This window comes from Flavobacterium sp. FG139 (genome assembly GCF_057809695.1).
Genome location: NZ_JBMDKL010000001.1, coordinates 1 through 23870, shown reverse-complemented (window position 1 = coordinate 23870; position 23870 = coordinate 1). Strand labels below are relative to the sequence as shown.

Genomic DNA, 23870 nt, shown 5'->3' with positions numbered 1-23870 from the left:
GTTTATCGATTGATAAACCTTTTTTTTGTTATTTCTGTGGAGTTTCGTCAAAGTTCATCATCCAATGAATGCCAAACTTGTCAATAAACATTCCAAAATAAGCACCCCAAAACGTATTTTCTAGAGGCATTTTTATAACACCATCTACAGATAAGCCATTAAATAACCTATCAGCTTCTTCTCTACTCGATGCGTTGATTGAAATGGAAATATTATCACCCATAGTGGTAACTTGACCAAAAGCTTCTGAAGTATCACTTCCCATTAAAATTGTTTCTGCGCTAATTGGTAAGCTTACATGCATAATTAGGTTCCCAGCTTCTTCTGAAATCGGCCCACATCCTTCTGATGGTGGCATTTCATTGAATCTTCCAATATAAGTGAATTCTCCTCCAAATACTGATTTGTAAAAATTGAATGCGGCTTCACATGTTCCGTTAAAAGTTAAATAAGCATTTACTGTTGCCATAGGTTCTAGTTTAATTTATTCTCAAAAATAGAAAATTATTGCTTCAAAATTAAATATTGAAAAGCATTCATAGTTGTGGTTCCTGATAATGTAACCGCAGCACCTGTTAAAGCGTTGGTCCAATTACCTTGCAAAGCAACCGGAACGGTGTATGATTGTGATGATGCTCTCGAATTGACCATAACCAAAACTTGTTCGGATGCATTACTCTTTTTGAAAACAGCTACATTAGGATCGCTATACGTAATTAAGGTGCCTGATTTAGCTGCAGCTGAAGAAGAATAAAAATTTAACAAATTAGTATAGGCCGTAAGCATACTGCTGTTAGCTGTCCAATTGATCGTATTCGTTCCGTTATAAGTTGCTGTAGTGCTCACACCTACTTCTTGTCCACAATACAACAATGGCACACCTTGTAAATAAATAGAAATTACCGAAGCGGCTATAGCGCCATCATTTCCACCATAAACCGATATTGGAGTAGCAATATTAGATTCGTCGTGATTGGTTGTGAAACGCAATTTTCTCTTTCCTAGTGGAACTGCTGTATATTCACTAGTGTTAGTGGTAAACAAACTACTAACTGCTGCTTGACTGGTTCCAAATACATTTTTTTCGGCACCTAAATAATCCCAAGCGAAGTTCATTTGGAATCCAGCTGTGAAATGATCGGGACGATTTCCTTCGGCTAATAAAATCAATTGTTTATTCGGAATGGCATTCAATGCGGTATTGGCTTGTGTCCAAAAATCAAAGGGAACATAATCGGCAGCATCAAATCGGAATCCGTCAATATTAGTCTCCGTAACCCAATATTTCATAGCATCAATCATGGCAGTACGCATGGCGGTATTGTTAAAATTCAAATCGGCCACATCATTCCAATTGGTTCCTGCCGGACTAATAATTTGTCCGCTACTATTTTGTGTATACCAACTCGGATTGGCAGTAATCCATGCATTATCCCAAGACGTATGATTGGCAACCCAGTCTAAAATTACAGCAATTCCTTTTTGATGTGCTGTAGAGACTAAGGTTTTAAAATCTTGTAATGTTCCTAAACTGGCTCTCACCGAAGTGTAATCTTTTACGCAATAAGGCGATCCGATAGAACTCGTTACTCCAATAGGATAAATAGGCATAATCCAAATGGTATTTATACCAAGTGCTTTAATGTTATCCAACCTATTGGTAATCCCTTGAAGGTTTTTTGACGCACTAAAAGCCGTTGGGTTTATTTCATACATTACAATATCGGCAGTAGCGGCTGGCACAAAACCATCGCTATTGTTTACAGGAGTTACCGGGGTAACTGGAGCTGGAGTAACAACACCATCATCACTTTTACTACAACTTTGAAAAATTGATAACAAGCCAACTACGATTGTTATTTTTGATAATTGAAATACTTGTTTCATTTTCTTTACTTAATTGGGTTTATTGTAATTCTTTTTCTAGTTCACCTTTTTTGTTGGCTTCGGATAATTTTTTAAGTGGTTTGGGCATCTTAATATTGTTCTCCGGATTTTCACAGTAAGTCAAAATCAACTTTACTGAATTCAGTTTGACTAATTTTTCATCTTTAGAAGAATCCTTGTTTTCTAAACAATATTTGGTCATACAAATCATATAAAGACCTAATAAATCATCGTTGCCTTTTACCACTTTGTCCATAATTGTAGCATCTAAGGAAAAGGTAAAATCAGGTGTTCCTGCCATCCATTGCAGTACAAATCGAATAGCGTTTAGGCGTTGTACATTATCTTTTTCGTAAGGTGTTGACAAAACAAAATTACTTGCTTCCAGAACATAATTATTAGCCGCTTTATAATCTGTATCGCTCTCAAGTTTTATTTTTGAAAAATCAGTAATGGATTGCGCAAACACGGTAGTTGATAGAACAACAAAACAGATGATAAATAAGTTTTTCATACTATAGTTGATTTAGTGAGTATCAGATTGCAATAGTAATATTAATTATTCAAACAGAGTATCTAATTGCTCTTAAGTATTTGTTAATCCACAAAACTTTCGTCTTTAAATCCAATCAAATACAATTTATCTTTAGCACGAGTGATGGCAGTATACAACCATCGGATGTAATCGCGATCGATGCCTTCTGGTAAATAAGGTTGCTCAATAAAAACGGTATTCCATTGTCCGCCTTGACTTTTATGACACGTTATGGCATAAGAGAATTTTACTTGCAAACCGTTGAAATATTCGTTTTCTTTTACTTTTTGGAATTTGGCGTATTTAGTCGTAAGATGTTCGTAGTCTCTCATCACTTCTTCATACAATTGGTTGGATTGCTCGTAGGTTAATGAAGGTGATTCGCTTTTAATAGTATCTAAAATCAACACGGTCTCAAACGGAATTTGGTTAGGATAATCGACCATTCGTATTTTAACTTTGGCAAATTTGAATCCGTATAATTCTTTGAAACTATAGATTTCCAAAACTTCTATAATATCGCCATTCGCAATGAAACCAGCTTCATCTTTTTCTTTCAACCAAAAATAATTGTTCTTTACCACCATCAAAAAATCACCGGTAGACAAATCACTTTCTTTATCCAAAATTTTGGTTCTAATTTGTTCGTTGTATTGATTCGCTCTTTTATTAGAACGCACAATAAAAGCGGTATCTTCAATAGAATAATTACTATACGACTGATTGATGGCATCCTGAATGTCATATCCATCGGTTAAGCGCACAATGTCTTTAAACCCTTTCAATTTAAACTTGAATTCGGTAATGAAACTGTCTTTCAACAATTCGCGCAATTCGGTAGCATTGTACAGAATTCCTGAATTTAGTTCTTGACGCATAACTTCATCGAGTTCAATCCAATCTACTTTTTTGTCGTAATTGAGTTCTAAGGTATCGGTATTTAAAGCTGGCGAAATATCTAAATTTACCGGTGGTAACTGAGCCGTATCGCCCAATAAAATCATCTTACAATTTGTACCACTATATATATAGGAGATTAAATCGTCTAAAAGACTACCGTTTTCATACAATTTACTCTCGGCAGCCACATCCGAAATCATCGAAGCTTCATCGACAATGAAAATGGTGTTTTTGTGCTTGTTTTGTTGCATCGTAAAAGCAACTCCACCACCACTCGACTTTTTAGGAAAGTAAATTTTTTTATGAATTGTAAAAGCTGGTTTATTAGAATAATTAGCAATCACTTTAGCAGCACGACCTGTAGGTGCTAGCAAAACGTATTTTTTATTGATTTCTATTAGATTATTAACAATGGTAGAAATAACGGTGGTTTTTCCAGTACCTGCATATCCTTTCAATACAAATATTTTATCGTTGTTTGTATCCGTTATAAACGCAGCAATTTTTTGAAAAAACACATCTTGCTTAATCGTAGGATTAAACGGAAAGTTATGGGAAAGAATAGAATAGAAATTTTTCAATGGCAAAAAATCAATTTCAACTTCAAAAATCAATGACAATTTCAAAAATCAAATATTAAATGTAAAGGTAAATGTTTCCAATTATATTTTATCAAAAAACAAAATCATTTCTAAAACTTAAAGATTCAAATTACATTTTACCTTTGAAATTGATTTTTGAAGTTGATTTTTGAAGTTGAACTTGTTCTTTTTCTTCGTAAGTTTGCGGTGTTAAAAATCTTTTTCTAAAAATGAATATCACCGACAAAACCTATAAAAAACTAGCAATTCAAGTTTCTTTGAATGGCTTATCGTTTTGTGTTTTTGATACGTTGAGTGGTAAACCAATTGTGCTGCAAAATATCCATTTTGACACTTTTCAACGCAGTGCTAAAATAGAAGATTTGTTTGCTTCTGTGTTCCGAGAAAATCCAGAATTGAAGCATCAATATGATGAAATTGTGATTGTTCACAGTAATAATCTTTGTGCATTTGTTCCCACAGCTTTATTTGATGAAGAGTTTCTGGGCAGTTATTTGCAATACAACACTAAGGTTTTTGAAACCGATTTTTTTACATTTGATGAACTCGAAAAATACGAAATGAACAATGTGTACATTCCGTATGTAAATATGAATAATTTTTTCATCGACCAATATGGGGCCTTCGAATACAAACATGCTAACAGTATTTTAGTTTCAAAATTGTTGGATGTTTCTAAAAATAATGAAGAGCGCAAGATGTTTGTTCACGTAAGTGAAAGTCATTTTGAACTTATGGTCATTCAAAATCAGAAGTTGCACTTGTACAATTCCTTTGAGTATAAAACGCCCGAAGATTTTATTTACTACATTCTTTTTACTGCCGAACAATTGCAACTGAATCCCGAACATTTCAAATTGGAATTGCTTGGAGCTATCACAGAAAGTGATGCTTTTTACCAAATTGCTTATAAATACATCAGAAACGTATCATTGTTTGATACGACTACTACTACCAATTCGTTTTCGGAAATAGAAAACCGCGAACATTTTATACTATTGCACTCGTGAGAATCATTTCTGGAAAATACAAAGGGAGACGCATCACAGCGCCCAAAAACTTGCCGGTTCGCCCAACAACCGACATGAGTAAAGAAGCTTTGTTCAATGTTTTGAATAATCATTTTAATTTTTCGGGATTGAAGGTTTTGGATTTATTTGCTGGAACGGGAAACATAAGTTACGAATTTGGTTCACGTGGTTGTGATAACATTACGAGTATTGATGGCGACATGGGTTGTGTTAATTTTATTAAAAAAACAGCCAAAGAATTTGACTTGAACATTACCGCTATTAAAAGCGATGTGTTTAAGTTTTTAGAAAAACACAAAGGTTCGTACGACATCATCTTTGCCGATCCGCCTTATGGCATAGCACAAAAAGAATTTGAAAAACTAATCGAATTGGTATTTGAGAATGAACTTTTAGACGAAGAAGGCATGATGATTATGGAACATTCCAAACACACCAAACTCGACCACATGATGCACTTTTCGTTTCAAAAAAATTATGGTGGTTCGGTATTCTCGTTTTACGAGTTTGAAGTTGACGATGAAGAAAGTGAAAACGACAATGAAAAGGAAGGTTAACCTATTTTTCAAAAATTAAAGTTTCTGGATCAGCACCTAAGTCAATTAAATTTCTAACAATATCTTTTACCAAATTGTCGGGACCACATACGTAAAAATGCTGACCAAAATCAACAATGTTTTCGATTAGGAAATTTCTATCAATGCGTTTACCCACATAACCTACAATTCCTTGACGCGTTAAAACATTTACAAAATCTTGTTTAAACATTCGAAGTAATTCTTCACCATCAATAATATCATCGGCAGTTTGATTGGTATAAATTAATCGGTTTCCGCGCAATTTATTATTTTTATACAAATCTCTAAAAATAGCGATGAAAGGTGTAATTCCAGTGCCTCCAGCTATAAAAACACCTGGCTTTTCATACTGAATCGCACCAAAAACATCATGCAAAATAAGTTCGTGGCCCACATTAATTTTTCCTAACATATTGGTAACGCCTTTATGATCATCGTAAATTTTAATCATAAACTCCAAAAAATTGGCTTCTTTCAAACTTGTAAAAGTAAAAGGTCGCAATTGTTCTTTCCAATCGGGTAAATTGATTGAAATATTTACAGCTTGACCCGGAATAAAAACAAAATCGACGGGTTTTTCAACAATAAATTTTTTTACATTATGGGTAATAAATCGAGCTTCTAAAACTTTAACGATAACACTCATATATTGGCATAGTTTGATTTATTCAAATATATAAAAAACTAAACTCTTTTCATTACCGAATTCTACCTGAATTCTCATCAATACTTTTTTCTTTATATTGAGAGTTCTTAATTTTACCAAATGTATATTTTACTGAAATCGCAACCAAGTTAGCATCGGTATAATAAACGCCTTTAGCCGAAACTCCATTAATGGTGAAATTTTCGTAATACTTAATTTGTCTAAAAATATCATTGTAACTTATAGTGCAATCCAAGTTTTTAAAACATTTTTTTGATACTGCAAAATCCATTGTAAAAAGTGCATTTCTCTCAAAAATTCCTTCATTTCTGTGCGTTAAACCCCAACCTGTGATTGCGACTTCTATTTCTTTTGGCAATTTAAAAATATGATTGGAATAGTAATACACATAAGGTTTAGACTGATTTACAACTGATTGTTTGTCTTCAACTTTATTTAAAATGCCGCTAATTGTATTCGTTACTGTCCAAAATTTATAGTTAAAGGGCAATGTAAATTCTAACGTAAAACCCGATTCTTTATTGAAATTAGCCGTTTGAAAAGTGAGTAAATTTTGAGTTGCATTATAGGATGTAGCATAATAAACTGGATCCTTCATTTTGGTATAACTCAATCGAATTGATTTTTCTTTATATTGATAATTCAACGATACTTCATCTGTAATGGTTGGATCTAAATTGATGTTGTTAGACCACACAAAATACGGATTTATGTAAGCCGAAACTTGACTGGTAGTAGAAAAATTTGGACGAATAATACTTTTAGCATAATTGAAGGAAATGGTATTTGTACTGTCAATTGGGATTTCAATCGAAGTTTTAGGAAACAAATTGATGTAATTTTTATCCACTAATACTTCATTTTCCAGAGCATATTTTCCTTTTACAATGGTGTTTTCTGCTCGCAGTCCGAAAGTGTAATTCACTTTTTTGATACTTCCCGAAAGTTGTGAATAAGCAGCAGCATTTTCCTCCTTATATATATAGTGTGAAAAAGTAGTGGCGTTTTCATTTTCAATTAAAAACTTTGTATCAGAATTGGCCTGAAGATACAGTGCTCCCATTTCTAATTTCATTTTGTTTTTGAATTCCTTTTCAAAATCCAATCTTCCTGAAAAAACGGAAATTCCAATGTTCTGATTTCTATTTTGAGTAAATTCAAATCCATTATTATTGTAATCATTAAAAATACTACTTGCAATATTCTGATTGAAATTTGAATATTGAAAACCCGAAAAAAGCAATCCGTTGATGCTTTTTATTTTATGATTGTAGTTTAGAAATCCGCTAACCAAATTTCGAGTGCCTTGATTTGTATTTAATGTATTTATATAATCGATTGCATTTTGTTGTTGATTATACGTATCGGTTGTAATGTCAAAAATATCTTTCTGAGTTCTTAGATTCAAATTTGCCGACAAATAATCGTCTTCATTAATTTTGTAAAAAACACCTGTTCCAAAGATGAATTGTGGACGCTTGGTTATGGCTTTCACCAAATAATTTGAAATAATGTAATTGGCTGGAATAATAAAATCATTACCGTTTTTTTCCCAAACCGAAATTTGGTTGTAATTGAAATTGGCTTTGAATTCGAATTTGTTTTTCTTCAGACTAGAGTTAATTCCGAAATAATTATTGAAGTATTTTTGACACGAAGCATTTTCAGAAACTATTGCTTTGAATCCTTCTTTTTTGCTCAACTTTCTGGTAATAAGAATCACAACACGTCCTTCGGCTTCGTATTTAGAAGAAGGATTTTTGATAATTTCTATGGACTTAATAGCATCAACCGATAAGGAATTGAGTTCATTCATGGTGACTTTTTGATTGTCGATATATAAAATTGGAGTTCCTTTTCCGATAACCGTAATCGTTTCTTTATCGGGACTGATTTGGATATTGGGAAGTTTTGCCAATAAATCAACTGGATTTGAAATGGATTTGTAGATAGAATTGGAAACATCAACTTTTAGGTTTCCGTTTTTGATTGCGAATGTTTTGGTTTGACCTTTAATAGTAATTGTATCTAATACTTTTGGCGTTTCTTGCGAAAAAGTTATTTGGGAAAATAGTACCACGAGTAATAAGTAAAATCGAATAGCATTCATATCATTTTATTTGATGCAAAAATGGTTCAACCTTTTAAATCTGAAAGTTAATTGGAAGTTAATGCAAGGTTAAAAGTTCATTTTAAGAATAAATGCTTTATTTTTGAAGTGTTGAAATGGATATATGAAACAAAAAATCAATCTTTTAATCGGATTTTCTACTCTGGTTTTGATAGCGCTCATGGCGATACAATACTATTTGGTAAAAACCACTTATGAGTATAAAGTGGAGCAATTTCATACGGAAGTAAAAGAAAAAATTGCCAAAATCACCAACGATTTTACCGATTTAGATTCGACTGTAATGAACAGCAAAGACATCTATTACAACAGGCTGTTACGCCATTATATAAAAGACAAAAACTTTAAAAGTCAACTAAAAAATAACTTGCTTAACAATCCGTATCGTGATGTTTTAACCCAATTATTACGGAAGAAAATCAACAAAGAATTTCCGAAAAACCAAATCGATTTTGCTGTAGTTACTAATAAGTTCATCGTTTTTAATGCTGCACAAAGATCAGATACTATATTTTCAGAAAAGCCCGCAATTGGAAATATCCTATATGGAAATTTGGTTTCGTTAGATGATGCTTTTTCGGTGAGAAACTATGTTGGCACATCAAATGAAGCTGCCAATTATAAATTAGTAACCGAAGAAACCTTATTTGTTTCGGTAAAAAATTGGGAACAAATTATTTTGCAACGTATGGCGACCATCTTGATATTATCCATTTTGTCAATGGTAATACTGATTTCCTTATTTGTTATTGCCATTAGAGCTTTGATCAAACAGAAAAAAGTAAGTGATGTAAAAACCGATTTCATCAACAACATTACACACGAATTGAAAACGCCTTTAACTACATTATCCGTTTCTACTAAAATATTAGAACGTAAAGAAGTGCAAGAAAATGAAGCGGTTATGAATTCGGTTATTGAAACTATCAGTCGTCAGAATATTCGTTTGCAAAATATTGTGGATCAAGTGATGAACAATTCGTTAGGCTTTGAAGAAATTGAATTGCAAAAAGAGAAAGTCAAACCAAATACATTGGTAAAAACTATTCTTGATGACTTTCATTTGGCCTATCCCAACGTAAAAATTCAAATGGGACTATCAACTACTGAAGGTGTTTTATTATTAGATAAATTTCATTTAACCACTGCTATAACTAATGTTTTAGAAAATGCGGTAAAATATGGTTGTCAAAATATCACGATTAAAACAACAATTGTGAAAGACCAATTTACTATAAGTATCCAAGACGATGGCATTGGAATTCCAAAAAATAAACAATCCTTACTTTTTGAAAAATTTTATCGCGTCGAACAAGGCAATGTGCACAATGTAAAAGGACTTGGGCTCGGATTGTATTATGTTGATCAAATTATAAAAGCCCACAAAGGTTCGATTCAAGTAGTAAGCGATTTAGGAAAAGGGGCGTTATTTACTATTAGTATTCCATCGGTATAGTCATGAAGAAAATCCTTTTAGCAGAAGACGATATTGATTTTGGAGCGATTTTAAAACAATACTTAGAACTTCAAAACTTTAGTGTGATTTGGGCAAAAGATGGTGAAGAAGCGTTAGCACTTTTCAGAACTAATTCTTTTGACATTTGTGTTTTGGATGTCATGATGCCTAAAATTGACGGTTTTACTTTAGCTGAAAAAATAGTTGATAGCCATCCCGAAATTCCGTTTGTGTTTTTAACAGCTCGAAATCAGAATGAAGATAAAATAAAAGGGTTGAAATTGGGTGCCGACGATTATATTGTAAAGCCCTTTGAAGCAGATGAATTGGTGTTGCGATTGACTAACATTATCAAACGAACCGAAAAAAGAAGTCTTTCAAATGCACTTCCCAATCAGATTGAAATTGGTATTTTTACTTTCGATACCAATCGATTTGAATTAAAATCCAATCTAAAAACACAACAATTGACCGAAAAAGAAGCGTCGTTATTACTATTTCTATTTCAACATAAAAATCAATTGGTAAAACGCGAACAGGTTTTGAAAGCCGTTTGGGAAACTGATGATTTTTTCTCTGGAAGAAGTATGGATGTTTTCATCAGCAAATTGCGAAAATACCTTTCTGAAGACAACACTATTTCTATAGAAAGTATTCGAAATATTGGTTTGGAATTTAAAATTTTATAAAAAAAAGCAGACCTATAAGCCGGATTCTGTTCTCGTCCAAAAAGACGAGACCTTATCATTTATCTAGTCTCGTTGTTACCAACGAAATCCATCTTTCTACCCTTCGACAACGGACGAGTAATCCTTAAATGTCGATATACTTGAAATTTCACCGCATAGAGTTTACCTGGTTTCACTACAGCATTATCTGTACCTGCTTTCTGTTGCACTTGTCCTAATTCAATTTCTTGAACTGACGGATGTTATCCGCTATGCTACTCTGTGGTGTCCGGACTTTCCTCTCTTCATTAATGAACAGCGATAAGGCGGTCTGCGGTGCAAAGGTACGGATTTAAGTTTTAGGATTTGGGATTTAGGATTTTTGAAACATTATAAATTTACTATTTTTTTAAATTGTTATTGCAATTGATTTTTGAAATTGAATTTTTTAAATCTATATTTGTATTCCAATAGAATTTCATGGAACAATTTGTAGTATCAGCTCGTAAATACCGTCCGCAAACCTTTAAAGATGTTGTGGGACAGCAGGCTATTACCAATACCTTGTTGAATGCTATTGAAACCAACCATTTGGCTTCTGCCCTATTGTTTACGGGTCCAAGAGGTGTTGGAAAAACTACTTGTGCCAGAATTTTGGCTCGTAAAATTAACCAGCCCGGTTATGACGATCCGAACGAAGATTTTGCTTTCAATGTTTTCGAATTGGATGCTGCTTCCAACAACTCGGTTGATGATATTCGAAATCTAATTGATCAAGTTAGGATACCACCACAAACCGGTCAATATAAAGTGTATATTATAGACGAGGTGCACATGTTGTCTTCGGCGGCTTTTAATGCGTTTTTGAAAACGTTAGAAGAACCACCTAAACATGCTATTTTCATTTTAGCAACTACAGAAAAACACAAAATTATTCCGACTATATTGTCACGTTGTCAGATTTTTGACTTCAAACGAATTACCGTAAAAGACGCTAAAGAACATTTAGCAGAAGTGGCTCAAAGTCAAGGTGTACAATTTGAAGACGATGCTTTACATATTATTGCGCAAAAAGCCGATGGAGCCATGCGCGATGCTCTATCAATTTTTGATCGTGTGGTTTCGTATTGTGGAACTAACTTAACGAGACAAGCCGTTACCGAAAATTTAAACGTACTTGACTACGAGACTTATATTAAGGTAACCGATTTGATTTTGGAGAATAATATTCCGCAAATTTTAGTTACTTATAATGATATTTTATCTAAAGGCTTTGACGGACATCACTTCATTGCTGGCTTGGCATCCCATTTTAGAGATTTGTTGGTATGTAAAAATCCAGCCACATTAGTATTGTTGGAAGCTGGTGAACAAGCACAAATGATGTATGGCCAACAAGCTCACAAATGCCATTCTGACTTTTTATTAAAAGCTATCGAGATTGCAAACGATTGTGATTTAAAATTCAAATCGTCGCAAAACCAACGTCTTTTAGTTGAACTAACACTGATGCAATTGTGCTCTATCAACTTTGATGGAGAAAAAAAAAAGTTGACTTTATAATTCCTCCTACTTATTACCGAAATACTAGTTATTCGATAGTCGAAAGTAAAAATTCGAACATTGAAATCCCTAAATCTGAAACGCCTAAAATTGAGATTCCAATAGCTACATCTATTGAAGAAGTTGCTGTTACTCCTACCGTTACTCCTGTTGAAAAAACAGAAGTAATTGATCATTCAGAAAACAAACCAGTATCTACTCCAACTGACAACCAACCAAAAGTTTCTGCTTTATCGTTATCGAGTATTCGTGCGAAAAAAGAATTATTAGAAGCTCAAAAAGGTACCGTTCGAGAAGTTGAACATCTGCCAACTGAAGAATTTACTGAAACTCAAATGTTGGAATTTTGGTTTAAATATGCCCAACGATTAAATGACAAAGGGCAAATGATTATGGAATCGTTGTTGCGCATTACCGACCCTAAATTGGAAGGTACCAAAATAATCTATGAACTTCCTAATGAAGGTTCGAAGATCGATTTTGAAAAAGCCAAACCCGAATTGTTAGGCTATTTACGTGGTCATTTGCACAACCATGACATTACGATTGAAGTGATCGTGAACGAAAGTGTAAAAATCAAAAATGCCTTTACGGCACAAGATAAATTCAACAGACTGAACGAAATTAATCCGAATTTAGAGCTTTTGAGAAAAATGTTTGATTTGGATATTTAAAAAAGGCGATAATTAAATTTATCGCCTTTTTTAATATTATTCATTTCCTTTTTTCAGAAACTGAATCAAGCCATTCATATAGGTTTGTTGATCATCATACATACTCATGTGGCTTCCGTTGGCACAATATAAATAAGAACCATTCTGGAATTGAGTCGCCATCCATTTCATATATTCAGGATCCATTGTATCGTGTTTGGCACCAATTACCAAAGTGGGAACGGTAATATTTTTCAACTCTTTAGAAACATCCCAATTAGTTAGTTTACCTGAAATTCCTAGTTCGCTAGGCCCTTGCATGGTAATGTATAATGACGAATTCAATCTACTAAATGCGCGATTAACTGGTTCTGGCCATTCGTTTACAGGCAATCTTAAAATGTGTTGGTTATAGAAATTAGCCATTAACAATTCCATGTATTTTGGATTGGAAAAATCTTTTTTTGCTTCCAAATCTTTAATCGTTTTTAGTACTTCTGGATTCATTTGTTTTTCTAAAACTTTAGAATATTCGCCATACTTGGGACAACTTGCCATCATATTAGATACTATCAATCCTTTTACATTATTTTGGTATTTTAAAGTATATTGCATTGCTAAAATACCACCCCAAGAATGACCTAATACATAAAAATTATCTTTGTTTAGTTTCAAAGCGACACGTACTTGCTCAACTTCTTCGACATATCGAGGCAAATCCCACATCAAAGTATCGTTTGGATTTTCTGAAAAACCAGTTCCCAATTGATCGTAATAAATGAATTCAATACCTTCTTTAGGCAGAAAACTTTCCATACATTCAAAATATTCGTGCGACATTCCAGGTCCACCATTCAACAACAAAAGTTTTATTTTGGGATTGTTTCCATAGCGTTTTGTCCAAACTTTAAATTTTCCTTTCGGTGTTTGAATCGTAACCATTTTGACACCACCTATTTTGATTCCAGTGGCATCAGAGTTGAAATAAGAATTGGAAGTTTCTTCTTTTTTACAAGAAACAAAAAGCATAAAAAAAGCGAGTCCGAGAATGAATTTTACATTTTTCATAATTCCAAAATTAAATTTTACCATAATATAATGCTTTGACAATGCCGTCTGAAAGTCCTATTTTTGGCACATAAATTTGTCTTGCACCACTCCATTTCATAGCGCTAAGATAAATTCGAGTGGCATGAATAATCACGTCGGCACGGTCGGTATTCAATCCTAATTCGGCAATTCGTTGTTCGTAAGTTAATGAATTTAGGTATTGATATTGAGCCGATAAGTATACATATGATAATGGTTTTTCTTGATGCTTTTCAGACAATTTGTGGATTTTATTGATATTGCCACCCGAACCAATGAGCGTGATATGGTCGTAGGGTTCGCAAACCGATTTAATCCATTTTTCAATTTCTTGCCAAACAATATCATTTACCATATTGTTTAACAACCGAACGGTACCATTCTTAAATGACTTTGAAGCCACCATTTTTCCGTCTGAAAACAATGAAAACTCTGTGCTGCCACCACCAACATCTACATATAAATAGGTTTTATCAGTAGCAATAAAACTGTGTAAATCGGAAGAAGCAATAATGGCCGCTTCTACTTTTCCGTCAATAATTTCTATATCAATTGATGATTTTTCACGAATAGTATTGGCTACTTCTTTACCATTATAGGCTTCGCGCATAGCAGATGTTGCACACGCTTTGTATTTTTCAACTTTATATACTTTCATTAACAGTCGGAATGCTTCCATAGCATCGACCATTCTATCAACATTTTCTGGCGTGATTTCACCAACAGTAAACGCATCTTGACCTAAACGAATCGGCACCCGAATCAAGGCCGATTTATTAAATTGAGTTTCTTTACCTTCTTGTTCAACTATATTAGTAATGAGCAATCGCATGGCATTTGAACCAATGTCGATGGCAGCATATTTTTTTATTGAAATCATCTATATATGGTTATTTATGCTATTTGGGGTTAAAATTTATTTGTTTCTTCTTGTTGATTTTTATAATAATTATAGGTTTCATGCTGGGCTCTAAATACTGGTTCATTTTCTTTTCGAATTCGATATTTATTATCTAATTTTTCAGAATGATAGCGTGCTTTTACATTTCCTTTCCAACCCACTTCAAAGTTATCAATCAATTGTTTTTTAATATCTTCTTGATAAATTGGACACGTTACTTCTACTCTACCATCAAGATTACGCGTCATAAAATCGGCAGAAGAAATAAAAACATCGGGATTATTATCATTACAAAAAATAAAAATACGCGAATGTTCAAGGAAATTATCAACGATACTTATCGCTTCAATATTTTCGCTCATTCCTTTAACTCCTGGAATTAACGAACAGATTCCTCGAATTTGCAACTTCATTTTCACTCCGGCATTACTGGCTTCATACAATTTGTCAATCATTTGAAAATCAGAAAGGCTATTCATTTTTAAATTAATATAAGCCGGACGACCTGCTTGCGCGTTGTGAATTTCTCTATCGATTAGCTTACAAAACTTTGAACGTGAATAATGTGGTGAAACAATTAAATGCTTGTAACGATGCAAACGATAATTAACTTCAAAAAAGTCAAAGACTTTGGAAACGTCTTTCATTATTTTTTGATGGCTTGTAAATAGGGTAACATCGGTATAAATTTTGGCTGTTGACTCATTAAAGTTTCCAGTAGAAATGATGCCATAACGCTTAATTTTTCCACCTTCCATTCGATCAATAACACATATTTTACTGTGCACTTTTAGTCCTTTTATCCCAAAAATGAGTTCAATTCCTTCTTGTTGCATTTGTTCGGCATACGAAATATTACTCGCTTCATCAAAACGAGCTTGAAGTTCAATTTGTACAATAACCCGTTTACCATTTTTAGCCGCATTGATTAACGAACTAATGATTTGAGAATTTTTGGCCAATCGATACAACGTAATTTTTATGGTAGTCACTTTAGGGTCGAGCGCTGCTTCACGTAAGAATTTTATAATGTATGAAAAGGATTGATACGGTGCTGAAATTAGAAAATCTTTTTGGGCAATTCTATTTAAAATACTACCTTCTAGAGATAAACCTTCTACTGGAAGAGGCTGCTTTTGTTGGTATAATAAATCGAATCGGCCTAAATTTGGGAAATTCATATAATCGCGACGGTTGTGGTAGCGACCACCCGGAATAATACTATCCGAAGCATCAATTTTCATTCTATTTAAAAAGAACTCAAGCGTATCTTTTTCAATTTCTTTATCGTACACAAAACGAACAGGTTCTCCAACTCTTCTATCTTTTACAGAAGTTGCAATTTTTTCCATCATACTTTTACTCATATCACTATCGATATCAAGTTGTGCATCACGGGTAATCTTGATCATGTGGGCCGAAATGCTTTCATAATCAAAAATGTTGAATATATTACTAATATTATAACGTATAACATCGTCAAGAAGCATAATGTATTTCTTTCCTTCCATGTCGGGAAGAACTACAATTCTGTTGATGTTTTTAGGAATTTCAATGATAGCATAACGGATTTCTTTTTTAGGCTTTACAAGTCCCATAGCTTTGGGTTTTTCATCGGTTTTCATTACCAATTTAATAGCCAAATAACCCGCAGTATCTTTTAACAAAGGAAATTCTGCCAAATCATTCAATATAATAGTGACTAGCTCTGGACTTACTTTTTGGATAAACAAATCGTGAACAAAATTTTGGTGCTCTTGACACAATTCATTTTCATCAACAATAATAATGTTCTCTTTTTCCAATTGCTTTTCGATAATGCTTAATATGCGTAAACTTTCCGATTGTTGTTTGATGACAATTTCGGTAATATCTTTAACCAATTGTTGAGCAGTAATTCCGCCCAAAACCTTTTCACCGGTTGCTCCAGTAAGGCTTAATCTTCTAATTGCAGCATATCGTACTCGAAAAAATTCGTCTAAATTATTGGAGAAAATGCCTAAAAATCGTAATCTATCTAATAGCGGAACCGCTTCATCTGCTGCTTCTTGCAGAACTCTGGCATTGAATGTTAACCAACTTTTTTCTCTATCAATGTATCTGTAATTATGTGTTGAATTCATTTTAAATAGCTCTTGGGGATATAATTTTTTCTATTTTACCTTTATTAATCTTCTTCCAATCGTGTGTATCAAAAGTAATGGATACAAATCCCGATGTGGGTACGTTATCCATAAAAATATCTCCAAATTTATTAACAAAATCTGTAATGGCACTATTATGTCCAAAAAGAATTAGGTAATTTATTTGATTAGGACACGATTTAACAATTTGTTCCAACTTGCTAATATCAAAGGTATAAAGTTCATTTTTAATTTCAATATTTTCAACATCACGATTCCAATTTCTTACAAATAATTGTGCTGTTTTATGGGCTCTTTTAGCCGAACTAGACCAAATAAAGGCTTCTTTATTAATATATCCTACAGATTCATTAGCCATTTTTATGGAATTAGCAACTCCTTTTGAAGTGAGATCCCTATCAAAATCAGGAACTGGGTGATCCCAACTTGATTTTGCATGTCTGATTAAAATTAAATTTTTCATAGTATAATTTTATTTGTAAGAATTAATATACATAAAACACATGTTTTTACCATTTAACCGTGTTTTTTTGCACTTTGTCGATATTTTTTTTGGTAAGTACAAAAAAGCACATTACTTTCGATAAAGAATTTAACATCTGATTAGTCAAGGTTAGAACTAAAAAAGTTTAAAAAAAATAACCGATTTAGTGAATAATGTTAATCATAGTGCCGTTTAACGGTGATTTTATGTCAGATTGTTAATTTTATGCATTTTAACGAGTTTTAGAGTAATTCAAGGATAAAATAGCTGTTGGAAAATAAATCAATCTAAATTTGATGCCTATACTAGATTTTTTTAACATCTGTTTGAAGAACAAAAAATATTAAGCAAAAATTAAGTTAATAAAATGAACCCAAATAAATCAAATATGAACAAAGCTATTCTATTAAGAGCTAGAGTGATTAGGATAATTACTCTTGTGTTAATGATGACCTTGATGCAAACAAGTCTATTGGCTCAAAACAGCAAAGTCAGTCCATTAAACATTTATCAATTAGATTCATACATTAATTCTCCCAAGAAAAATGATGCATCTGCTGCAAGACTAAAAAGTCTTGTTTATGAGGTAAATCCTTCCATCTACTATTTTAATGGAACGGTCAAAACATTTGAGAATAACCCTACATGTTTGTTTACAGACATCAGTGGCTTTAATGCTATTACTAAGCAAGATATGTTGCGTAACAATGTGGAGTTAATTACCATCCGTGTTGAAAATATTCAAGATTTTCAATCCAAAATAAATTTAGAAAATGCTAGTAATTTTCCGAAGCTAAAATTCATTTACATTTTGGCAACATTTGATTACGACATCAATAGTCTTCCTAAATCGATTGTTAACCAAAACGATACTTACGTTGTCGTTTTTAAAAGCGAAAAAGGAGCTTAATCTAAAGAATTTGTCATTAAAGTTTACAATATGAAAAATCTATACTCAAATCACAAAACCGGTAAAAAAATCTTTTTGTTTTTGCAATTATTCTTCCTTTTGGGAATGTTATATACTGCAAATGCTCAAGTGATGGTTCCGTTTACACAAAGAACCTCACAGTATACCCCAACCAAAAAGATTTACAATGTTAAAGGTGATTTTACCATGCTTGGTAATACCAATTTAACATTACAAAGTTATTCTAACACTAGTCCTAACAACAACAACACAATGGTGTATGTTGATGTTGATGGAAATAGTATAGCTGGATTAGGTGGGTCACCAACGTTCAACTCTTCTGCTGCAACATTAAGTTTGTCTACAGAGAATGGAGCGGTGCCATCTTGTTCAAGAATTATCTATGCCGGCCTATATTGGACTGGTAGAGCAGATCAATCGGGAACAGCGAGCAATACGTTTAATGTTACTAAAACTATCAATGGTACTTCTTATACAAAAACTTTCGATAAAAGAAAGATTATGTTTAAAGGTCCAGGTGCTGCCAACTATACTCAATTCTTGGCATCAACATCGGATATTTATTATCCTACTTCAACTGGAGATTACATTTATTCTTCTTATGTTGAGGTTACTGATTATGTAAGACAATATGGCGTTGGAGAATATTTAGCTGCTGATATGGCTTTACGTGACGGAAATGGTGGCGGTACTGGATACTCTGGTGGATGGGGTTTAATTGTTGTTTACGAAAACTCCAAAATGAAATATCGTGACGTAACTTTATTTGATGGTCATGCTTATATCGTTTCTTCAAATACCACACCATTTGATTTACCGGTATCAGGTTTTAACACCGTTCAAACTGGAAATGTAGGTGTAAAATTAGGAATGATGGCCTCTGAAGGTGATGTTAGTTTAACTGGAGATTATTTCAGTATTAGAAACTTAGCCACTACCAACTATACTAATTTGAGTCACAGTGGTAACACTGCAACCAATTTCTTCAATTCCTCCATCAATACTGGAGGTAATAATAGGAATCCGAATCTGCAAAATAATACGGGTATTGACATTAGTATGTTTACCCTACCCAACACCAATAATTCAATTATAGGCAATAGCCAAACATCTACCAATTTCAGATATGGAACTGCAGGAGATACTTATGCCATCTTCTCAATTGCCATGTCTGTTGATGCATATATACCAGAGCCAGAAGGTGTTTTATCAGCTACTAACATCAATGGAATACCAGTGACTGCTCCTTATACTGCGACACCTGGTCAAGACATTACTTTTAAAGTTGATATTAAAAATTTAGGTACTGAAGCAGTAAACAATACAAAAATTATCATCCCAGTTCCTTACAATGCAACTTATGTTGCAGGAAGTGCTTCGGGAAGTGTATTTTTTACTCCACTTCCAACACCAAACAATGTTTACTTTGATTCTACATTAGGATCTACGGGTTCTATAGTTTGGGATTTTGGAACTTTACCTTTACCTGCTAGTCCAAGTACTTTATTAGCTACTTTAACATTCAAACTTAAAGCTACAACTGACTGTACTATATTGAGTAATTCAAGTTGTGGAAATAATATCCTTGTTAACGGAACGATGTCGGGTACTGGAAACATTACAGGAGTTGTTTTAGGTAGTAAATCTTTAATACAAGGTTATACTCAAAATGGTAACTGTACTGGTGAGCCAATTGCACAATCTTTATCTATTGCAATTAATGGTGCAAATTATGTATCGGCTAACTGTCAAAATACTCCATTAGTAAGAAATATCTACTCGTGTAGTTCTGACACAACAGTACCTGTTAGTCAAGTAGCGCAATACTTTCCAACTGGTTCAACATTTTACAACCAATATCCTGTAACTGCTAGTTCGGTTCAATATACTTCAACTAATCCATTCCCATTAACTCCAGGTGTAACAACAACCTATTATGCAGTTGCTCCAGGAACTTCAGGATGTAACATTCCATTTACTATTTCTAAATGTAATGTTATCTTAGCGAATGATGATGCGGCTGGACCTATCAATTTAACTACAACTAGTGGCACCAATGTACTAAATGTTCTAACCAATGATACCATCAATGGTTTACCATTCAGTGCCAGTGCTGTTACAGTAACCACTACAGTTCCTAATCCTAACTTGGTTTTAAACTCAAATGGCTCAGTTAATATTGTACCTGGAACACCAAATGGAACATATAGTTTAACGTATCAAATTTGTGAGGTAGCAAATCCTACAAATTGTAGCACTGCGGTAGTTATCATTTCTGTTAATGACGGAACTATTCCTTGTAATACAATTGATGCGATTCCTTTTACATCAAACACTTTTGACAGTCTTTCTGTAAGCACTTCAACTAGTGGTGTTTGTTTGATTGGTTGTGGAATATCAAATTCATCAAGATTAATAGATGCTAATTTAACCAATTTTGCAACTGCAACTACTGCCATTGGTGTTGGTGTTACTCATAATCTAAGAGTTACTGACGGAAATAGCACGTATGCTGCAGGAACTTTCACAGGATATAGAATTGCACCAAATGGTGGAGTTATTTCTGCTGACTTACTTAACAATATTTCTATCAAAACCTATTTAGGTGGTGTGTTGAAAGAAACTACAACAGGTAGTTCTTTAGTAAGTTTGAGTTTACTTTCCAATCCTGGAAATTATGTATTAGGATTCAATACCAATCAATCGTTTGACGCGGTTGAAATATCAATCAATAGTTTGGCTGGAGTTTTAACTTCAACAAATATCTTTTACCCAGTAGTTTCAACTTATTGTGCAGGTCCAGCTTTAGACTGTAATGTGCCAACGGCTATGAACTATCCAACTTTCCCAACTACCATTCAAAATACCCACACAGGGTTGTCTGGAGTTAGTGTTGGAAGTGTTTCAAACCCTGAAAATGCCATTTCAGCAAGCGCTACAGACTATGCAAGTTTAAACTTATTAGTTGGTGTTATTGGTTCAGCAAGTTTAGCTGTTAAAGATCAAGTTACTGATTATCCTGCTGGAACTTATGCTGGTTTTGAAATTGAAAATACAAATCTTGTTAGTGTGGCTGCTCTTGGAAATGTTCAAGTTAAAACGTACTTAAATGGTACTTTAAAAGAACAATTCTCTGGGTCTAATTTACTTGTAAATGGAACACTATTAAATAGTACTGGTCGTTATAAATTAGGTTTTGTTTCTACAACTGCCTTTGACGAAGTACAAATCTCTTTAAATCAAACTGTAGGTGTAAATCTTGGTTTGACTAAAGTATTCAATGCTACGTTTGAAAAATTCTGTGCTGGTCCAGCTTTACCATGTAATACTCCAACTGCAATAAGTGCTCCTACTTATCCTGTTTATATTAATGGTGTAAAAACAGGAATTAACGGATTAGTATGTGCTTTATGTTCAGTAACTAATACTGATAATTTAATCGACACTAATGCAACAAATTATGCTAATATTGATTTAACTGCAAGTGTTGGAACAAGTGGAAGCATTTCTGTAAAAGATCAAATAACTGATTATCCTGCAGGTTCTTTTGCTGGATATGATATTGAAAGCATTGCTTTATTAAATGCTAATGTTTTTGATGCTATTAGAGTTACAACATACTTAAATGGTGTTCAACAAGAAACTAAAACCGGAAGCGGAGCTTTAATTACTGTAAATACTAATTTATTAGTAGGCACTGGAAGACAAACTGTAGGTTTTATTTCTACTTTACCATTTGATGAAGTGCAACTTTCATTAACAAACTTAGCTACTGTAACACTTGGAACAGTAAAAGTTTACAATACTGTATTAGAAAAATTCTGTCCTGCAACTGTTGAGTGTAATCAGACATATGCGTTAACTAATCCTAATTTCCCTGTTTATATTGACGGTGCAAAATCTGGAATTAATGGTGTGGCTTGTGTGGCTTGTGCTGTGAATAATACAAATAATGTCTTAACAGCTAGTACAACTGATTATGCTAACATCGCTATTACGGCTGGTGTTTTAGCGTCAGGTTCAATTGCTGTTGCAGATCAACTTTATACTTATCCTGCAGGTACTTTTGCTGGATATACTATTAAAGATTTAAATACTTTAATTCAATTAAATTTATTCCAATCATTAACTATCTCTACATACAACAATGGTACTTTACAAGAATCTAGAAGTGGAGGTTCATTAATTGATTTAACTTTATTAGGTGGTCCAATTTTAGGATCTGGTCCTGGATTCTACAATGTAGGTTTTGAAGCTACTCTACCTTTTGATGAAATCAAACTTTCAGTTGGTTCTCTTGCAAGTGTAATCAATAGCATTAATGTTTACGGTGCTTTTGTAGATACTCATGGAAGTTATGGTGGTTCTGGGAATGGTTCGCTTCAATGTGCTAATTCTGACTTAAGTGTAATTAAGACTGTAAGTAACGCTACTCCTGCTGTTGGTTCAACTATTACCTTTACTATTGTTGCTTCAAATGCTGGTCCAAGTAATGCTTCTGGAGTGGTATTAAATGATGTTTTACCTTCTGGATACACTTATGTTAGTTCAACTGTTTCAACAGGAACTTATAACAATACTACTGGAGTTTGGACAATTGGAAATTTAACAAATGGTTCTAATGCTACATTAACTGTAACTGCAATTGTAAAAGCCACTGGTGTTTTTGCAAATACAGCAACAGTAACTGGTAACCAACCTGATCCAAATCCAAATAATAACACATCTACCTCTACTCCTACGCCAGTTAATGTAATATTAGCTAATGATGATGCTGGTACTAGTGTGGTTGGAGCAACTGGAGGAACTTCTTTTACAAACGTATTAGTTAATGATACTATTAATGGAAACCCAGTTGTGGCCTCTCAAGTAACTACTACTTTCGTTTCATCAACAAATGCTGGGGTTACTCTTTCTGGAACTAATGTAGTAGTTGCTGCTGGAACTCCTGCAGGGAATTATACATTAACATATCAAATATGTGAAGTTACAAAACCAACAAATTGTGATACTGCAATTGTAACAGTAACTGTAACTGCTGCAGTAATTGATGCTGTAAATGATACCATCTCAGGTGGTAATGGTACAACAGGTAATCCAAATGCGGGTAACGTATTAACTTCTAATGGTAATGGTCCTGATACATTAAATGGAACACCAGTTACTATTAATCAAGTTAATTTAACTGTTATTACTCCTGCTGTAGCTATCAATGGTGGACAAGTTCCAACTATCAATACAACTTCTGGACAAATCAGTATTCCTGCTGGTACTCCTGCTGGAACGTATACTATCACTTACCAAATTTGTGAAAAATTAAATCCAACTAATTGTGATTCAGCTGTAGTAACTATTACTGTTACTGCTCCTGTAATCGATGCAGTGAATGACAACGGATCTCCTATTGTAGGTGCTTCTGGTGGTCAAGCGCTTGCTAATGTGTTGGTGAACGATACCCTTAACGGTGCTCCTGCTACTTTAGTAACTGTAAACTTAACTCAGGTGTCAACTACCAATCCTGGTGTGACTTTAAATCCTGTTGACGGTTCAGTAAATGTAGCTCCTGGAACGCCTTCTGGAACATATGTAGTAACTTACCAAATCTGTGAAAAATTAAATCCAACTAATTGTGATACCGCTACGGTAACTA

At 33.6% G+C, this 23870-nt stretch carries 18 protein-coding genes and 1 other RNA gene; 8 read left to right on the top strand and 11 right to left on the bottom strand.

Translation table 11 applies throughout. From position 1 onward, the window contains the following. Positions 1 to 28: 28 nt before the first annotated feature. The 4 genes from ACODSI_RS00095 to ACODSI_RS00080 form a co-directional block, all read right to left on the bottom strand. Positions 29 to 469 carry a VOC family protein gene (locus ACODSI_RS00095; RefSeq protein WP_488914795.1) on the bottom strand — a complete coding sequence of 147 codons (441 nt, stop codon included), beginning with the start codon at positions 467 to 469 and terminating at the stop codon, positions 29 to 31. A gap of 35 nt (positions 470 to 504) precedes the next feature. Next, the gene (locus ACODSI_RS00090; protein WP_488914794.1) at positions 505 to 1887 is read right to left on the bottom strand and encodes an alpha-amylase family glycosyl hydrolase; all 1383 of its coding nucleotides are present in this window, start codon (positions 1885 to 1887) and stop codon (positions 505 to 507) included. Between the two features lie 19 nt (positions 1888 to 1906). After that, positions 1907 to 2401 (bottom strand): hypothetical protein, encoded by a 495-nt coding sequence (locus ACODSI_RS00085; RefSeq protein WP_488914793.1) that lies wholly within the window; start codon positions 2399 to 2401, stop codon positions 1907 to 1909. Positions 2402 to 2484: 83 nt separating this feature from the next. Beyond that, on the bottom strand, positions 2485 to 3936 hold the full coding sequence (locus tag ACODSI_RS00080) for an ATP-dependent DNA helicase (RefSeq protein WP_488915068.1): 1452 nt from the start codon (positions 3934 to 3936) through the stop codon (positions 2485 to 2487). A gap of 197 nt (positions 3937 to 4133) precedes the next feature. Between ACODSI_RS00080 and ACODSI_RS00075 the strand changes: the two genes are divergently transcribed. Both ACODSI_RS00075 and rsmD read left to right on the top strand, forming a co-directional pair. Further along, positions 4134 to 4934: a DUF3822 family protein gene (locus tag ACODSI_RS00075; protein ID WP_488914792.1), complete on the top strand. Its 801-nt coding sequence runs from the start codon at positions 4134 to 4136 to the stop codon at positions 4932 to 4934. Beyond that, positions 4931 to 5512 (top strand): 16S rRNA (guanine(966)-N(2))-methyltransferase RsmD, encoded by a 582-nt coding sequence (gene rsmD, locus ACODSI_RS00070; protein WP_488914791.1) that lies wholly within the window; start codon positions 4931 to 4933, stop codon positions 5510 to 5512. Before ACODSI_RS00075 ends, rsmD begins: the two co-directional genes overlap by 4 nt. 1 nt (position 5513) lies before the next feature. On the opposite strand, the gene ACODSI_RS00065 is transcribed toward rsmD, so the two are convergent. Together ACODSI_RS00065 and ACODSI_RS00060 are read right to left on the bottom strand one after the other, a co-directional pair. Further along, positions 5514 to 6179 (bottom strand): FAD-binding oxidoreductase, encoded by a 666-nt coding sequence (locus ACODSI_RS00065; protein WP_488914790.1) that lies wholly within the window; start codon positions 6177 to 6179, stop codon positions 5514 to 5516. Positions 6180 to 6231: 52 nt separating this feature from the next. Further along, positions 6232 to 8310 (bottom strand): outer membrane beta-barrel protein, encoded by a 2079-nt coding sequence (locus ACODSI_RS00060; protein WP_488914789.1) that lies wholly within the window; start codon positions 8308 to 8310, stop codon positions 6232 to 6234. Positions 8311 to 8434: 124 nt separating this feature from the next. On the opposite strand from ACODSI_RS00060, the gene ACODSI_RS00055 reads away from it, so the two are divergent. Together ACODSI_RS00055 and ACODSI_RS00050 are read left to right on the top strand one after the other, a co-directional pair. Then, the gene (locus tag ACODSI_RS00055; protein WP_488914788.1) at positions 8435 to 9787 is read left to right on the top strand and encodes a sensor histidine kinase; all 1353 of its coding nucleotides are present in this window, start codon (positions 8435 to 8437) and stop codon (positions 9785 to 9787) included. Between the two features lie 2 nt (positions 9788 to 9789). After that, a complete protein-coding gene (locus ACODSI_RS00050) occupies positions 9790 to 10476 on the top strand; it encodes a response regulator transcription factor (protein WP_488914787.1) in 687 nt (228 codons plus the stop codon). Here ACODSI_RS00050 and rnpB read toward each other — a convergent pair. Further along, positions 10476 to 10793, bottom strand: an RNA gene (gene rnpB, locus ACODSI_RS00045) — RNase P RNA component class A. The genes ACODSI_RS00050 and rnpB overlap by 1 nt on opposite strands. A gap of 142 nt (positions 10794 to 10935) precedes the next feature. Between rnpB and dnaX the strand changes: the two genes are divergently transcribed. After that, positions 10936 to 12018 (top strand): DNA polymerase III subunit gamma/tau, encoded by a 1083-nt coding sequence (gene dnaX / locus ACODSI_RS00040; protein WP_488914786.1) that lies wholly within the window; start codon positions 10936 to 10938, stop codon positions 12016 to 12018. 335 nt (positions 12019 to 12353) lie between these two features. After that, positions 12354 to 12692: a DUF8493 domain-containing protein gene (locus ACODSI_RS00035; protein ID WP_488914785.1), complete on the top strand. Its 339-nt coding sequence runs from the start codon at positions 12354 to 12356 to the stop codon at positions 12690 to 12692. Positions 12693 to 12728: 36 nt separating this feature from the next. On the opposite strand, the gene ACODSI_RS00030 is transcribed toward ACODSI_RS00035, so the two are convergent. The 4 genes from ACODSI_RS00030 to ACODSI_RS00015 are packed head-to-tail and all read right to left on the bottom strand — an operon-like array spanning position 12729 to position 17268. After that, positions 12729 to 13739, bottom strand: a complete 1011-nt coding sequence (locus tag ACODSI_RS00030) for a proline iminopeptidase-family hydrolase (protein WP_488914784.1) — start codon at positions 13737 to 13739, stop codon at positions 12729 to 12731. A gap of 10 nt (positions 13740 to 13749) precedes the next feature. Further along, complete coding sequence (locus ACODSI_RS00025; protein WP_488914783.1) at positions 13750 to 14640, bottom strand: Ppx/GppA phosphatase family protein; 891 nt, start codon at positions 14638 to 14640, stop codon at positions 13750 to 13752. A 29-nt stretch (positions 14641 to 14669) separates the two neighbouring features. Beyond that, entirely contained in the window at positions 14670 to 16784 is a 2115-nt protein-coding gene (ppk1, locus tag ACODSI_RS00020; protein ID WP_488914782.1) for a polyphosphate kinase 1, read from the bottom strand. Between the two features lies 1 nt (position 16785). After that, positions 16786 to 17268, bottom strand: coding sequence for a SixA phosphatase family protein (locus ACODSI_RS00015; protein WP_488914781.1), 483 nt, complete (start codon positions 17266 to 17268; stop codon positions 16786 to 16788). Positions 17269 to 17677: 409 nt separating this feature from the next. On the opposite strand from ACODSI_RS00015, the gene ACODSI_RS00010 reads away from it, so the two are divergent. Together ACODSI_RS00010 and ACODSI_RS00005 are read left to right on the top strand one after the other, a co-directional pair. Next, a complete protein-coding gene (locus ACODSI_RS00010; protein ID WP_488914780.1) occupies positions 17678 to 18199 on the top strand; it encodes a hypothetical protein in 522 nt (173 codons plus the stop codon). A 30-nt stretch (positions 18200 to 18229) separates the two neighbouring features. Beyond that, on the top strand, positions 18230 to 23870 hold a 5641-nt coding region (locus tag ACODSI_RS00005; RefSeq protein WP_488914779.1), incomplete at its 3' end, for a hypothetical protein.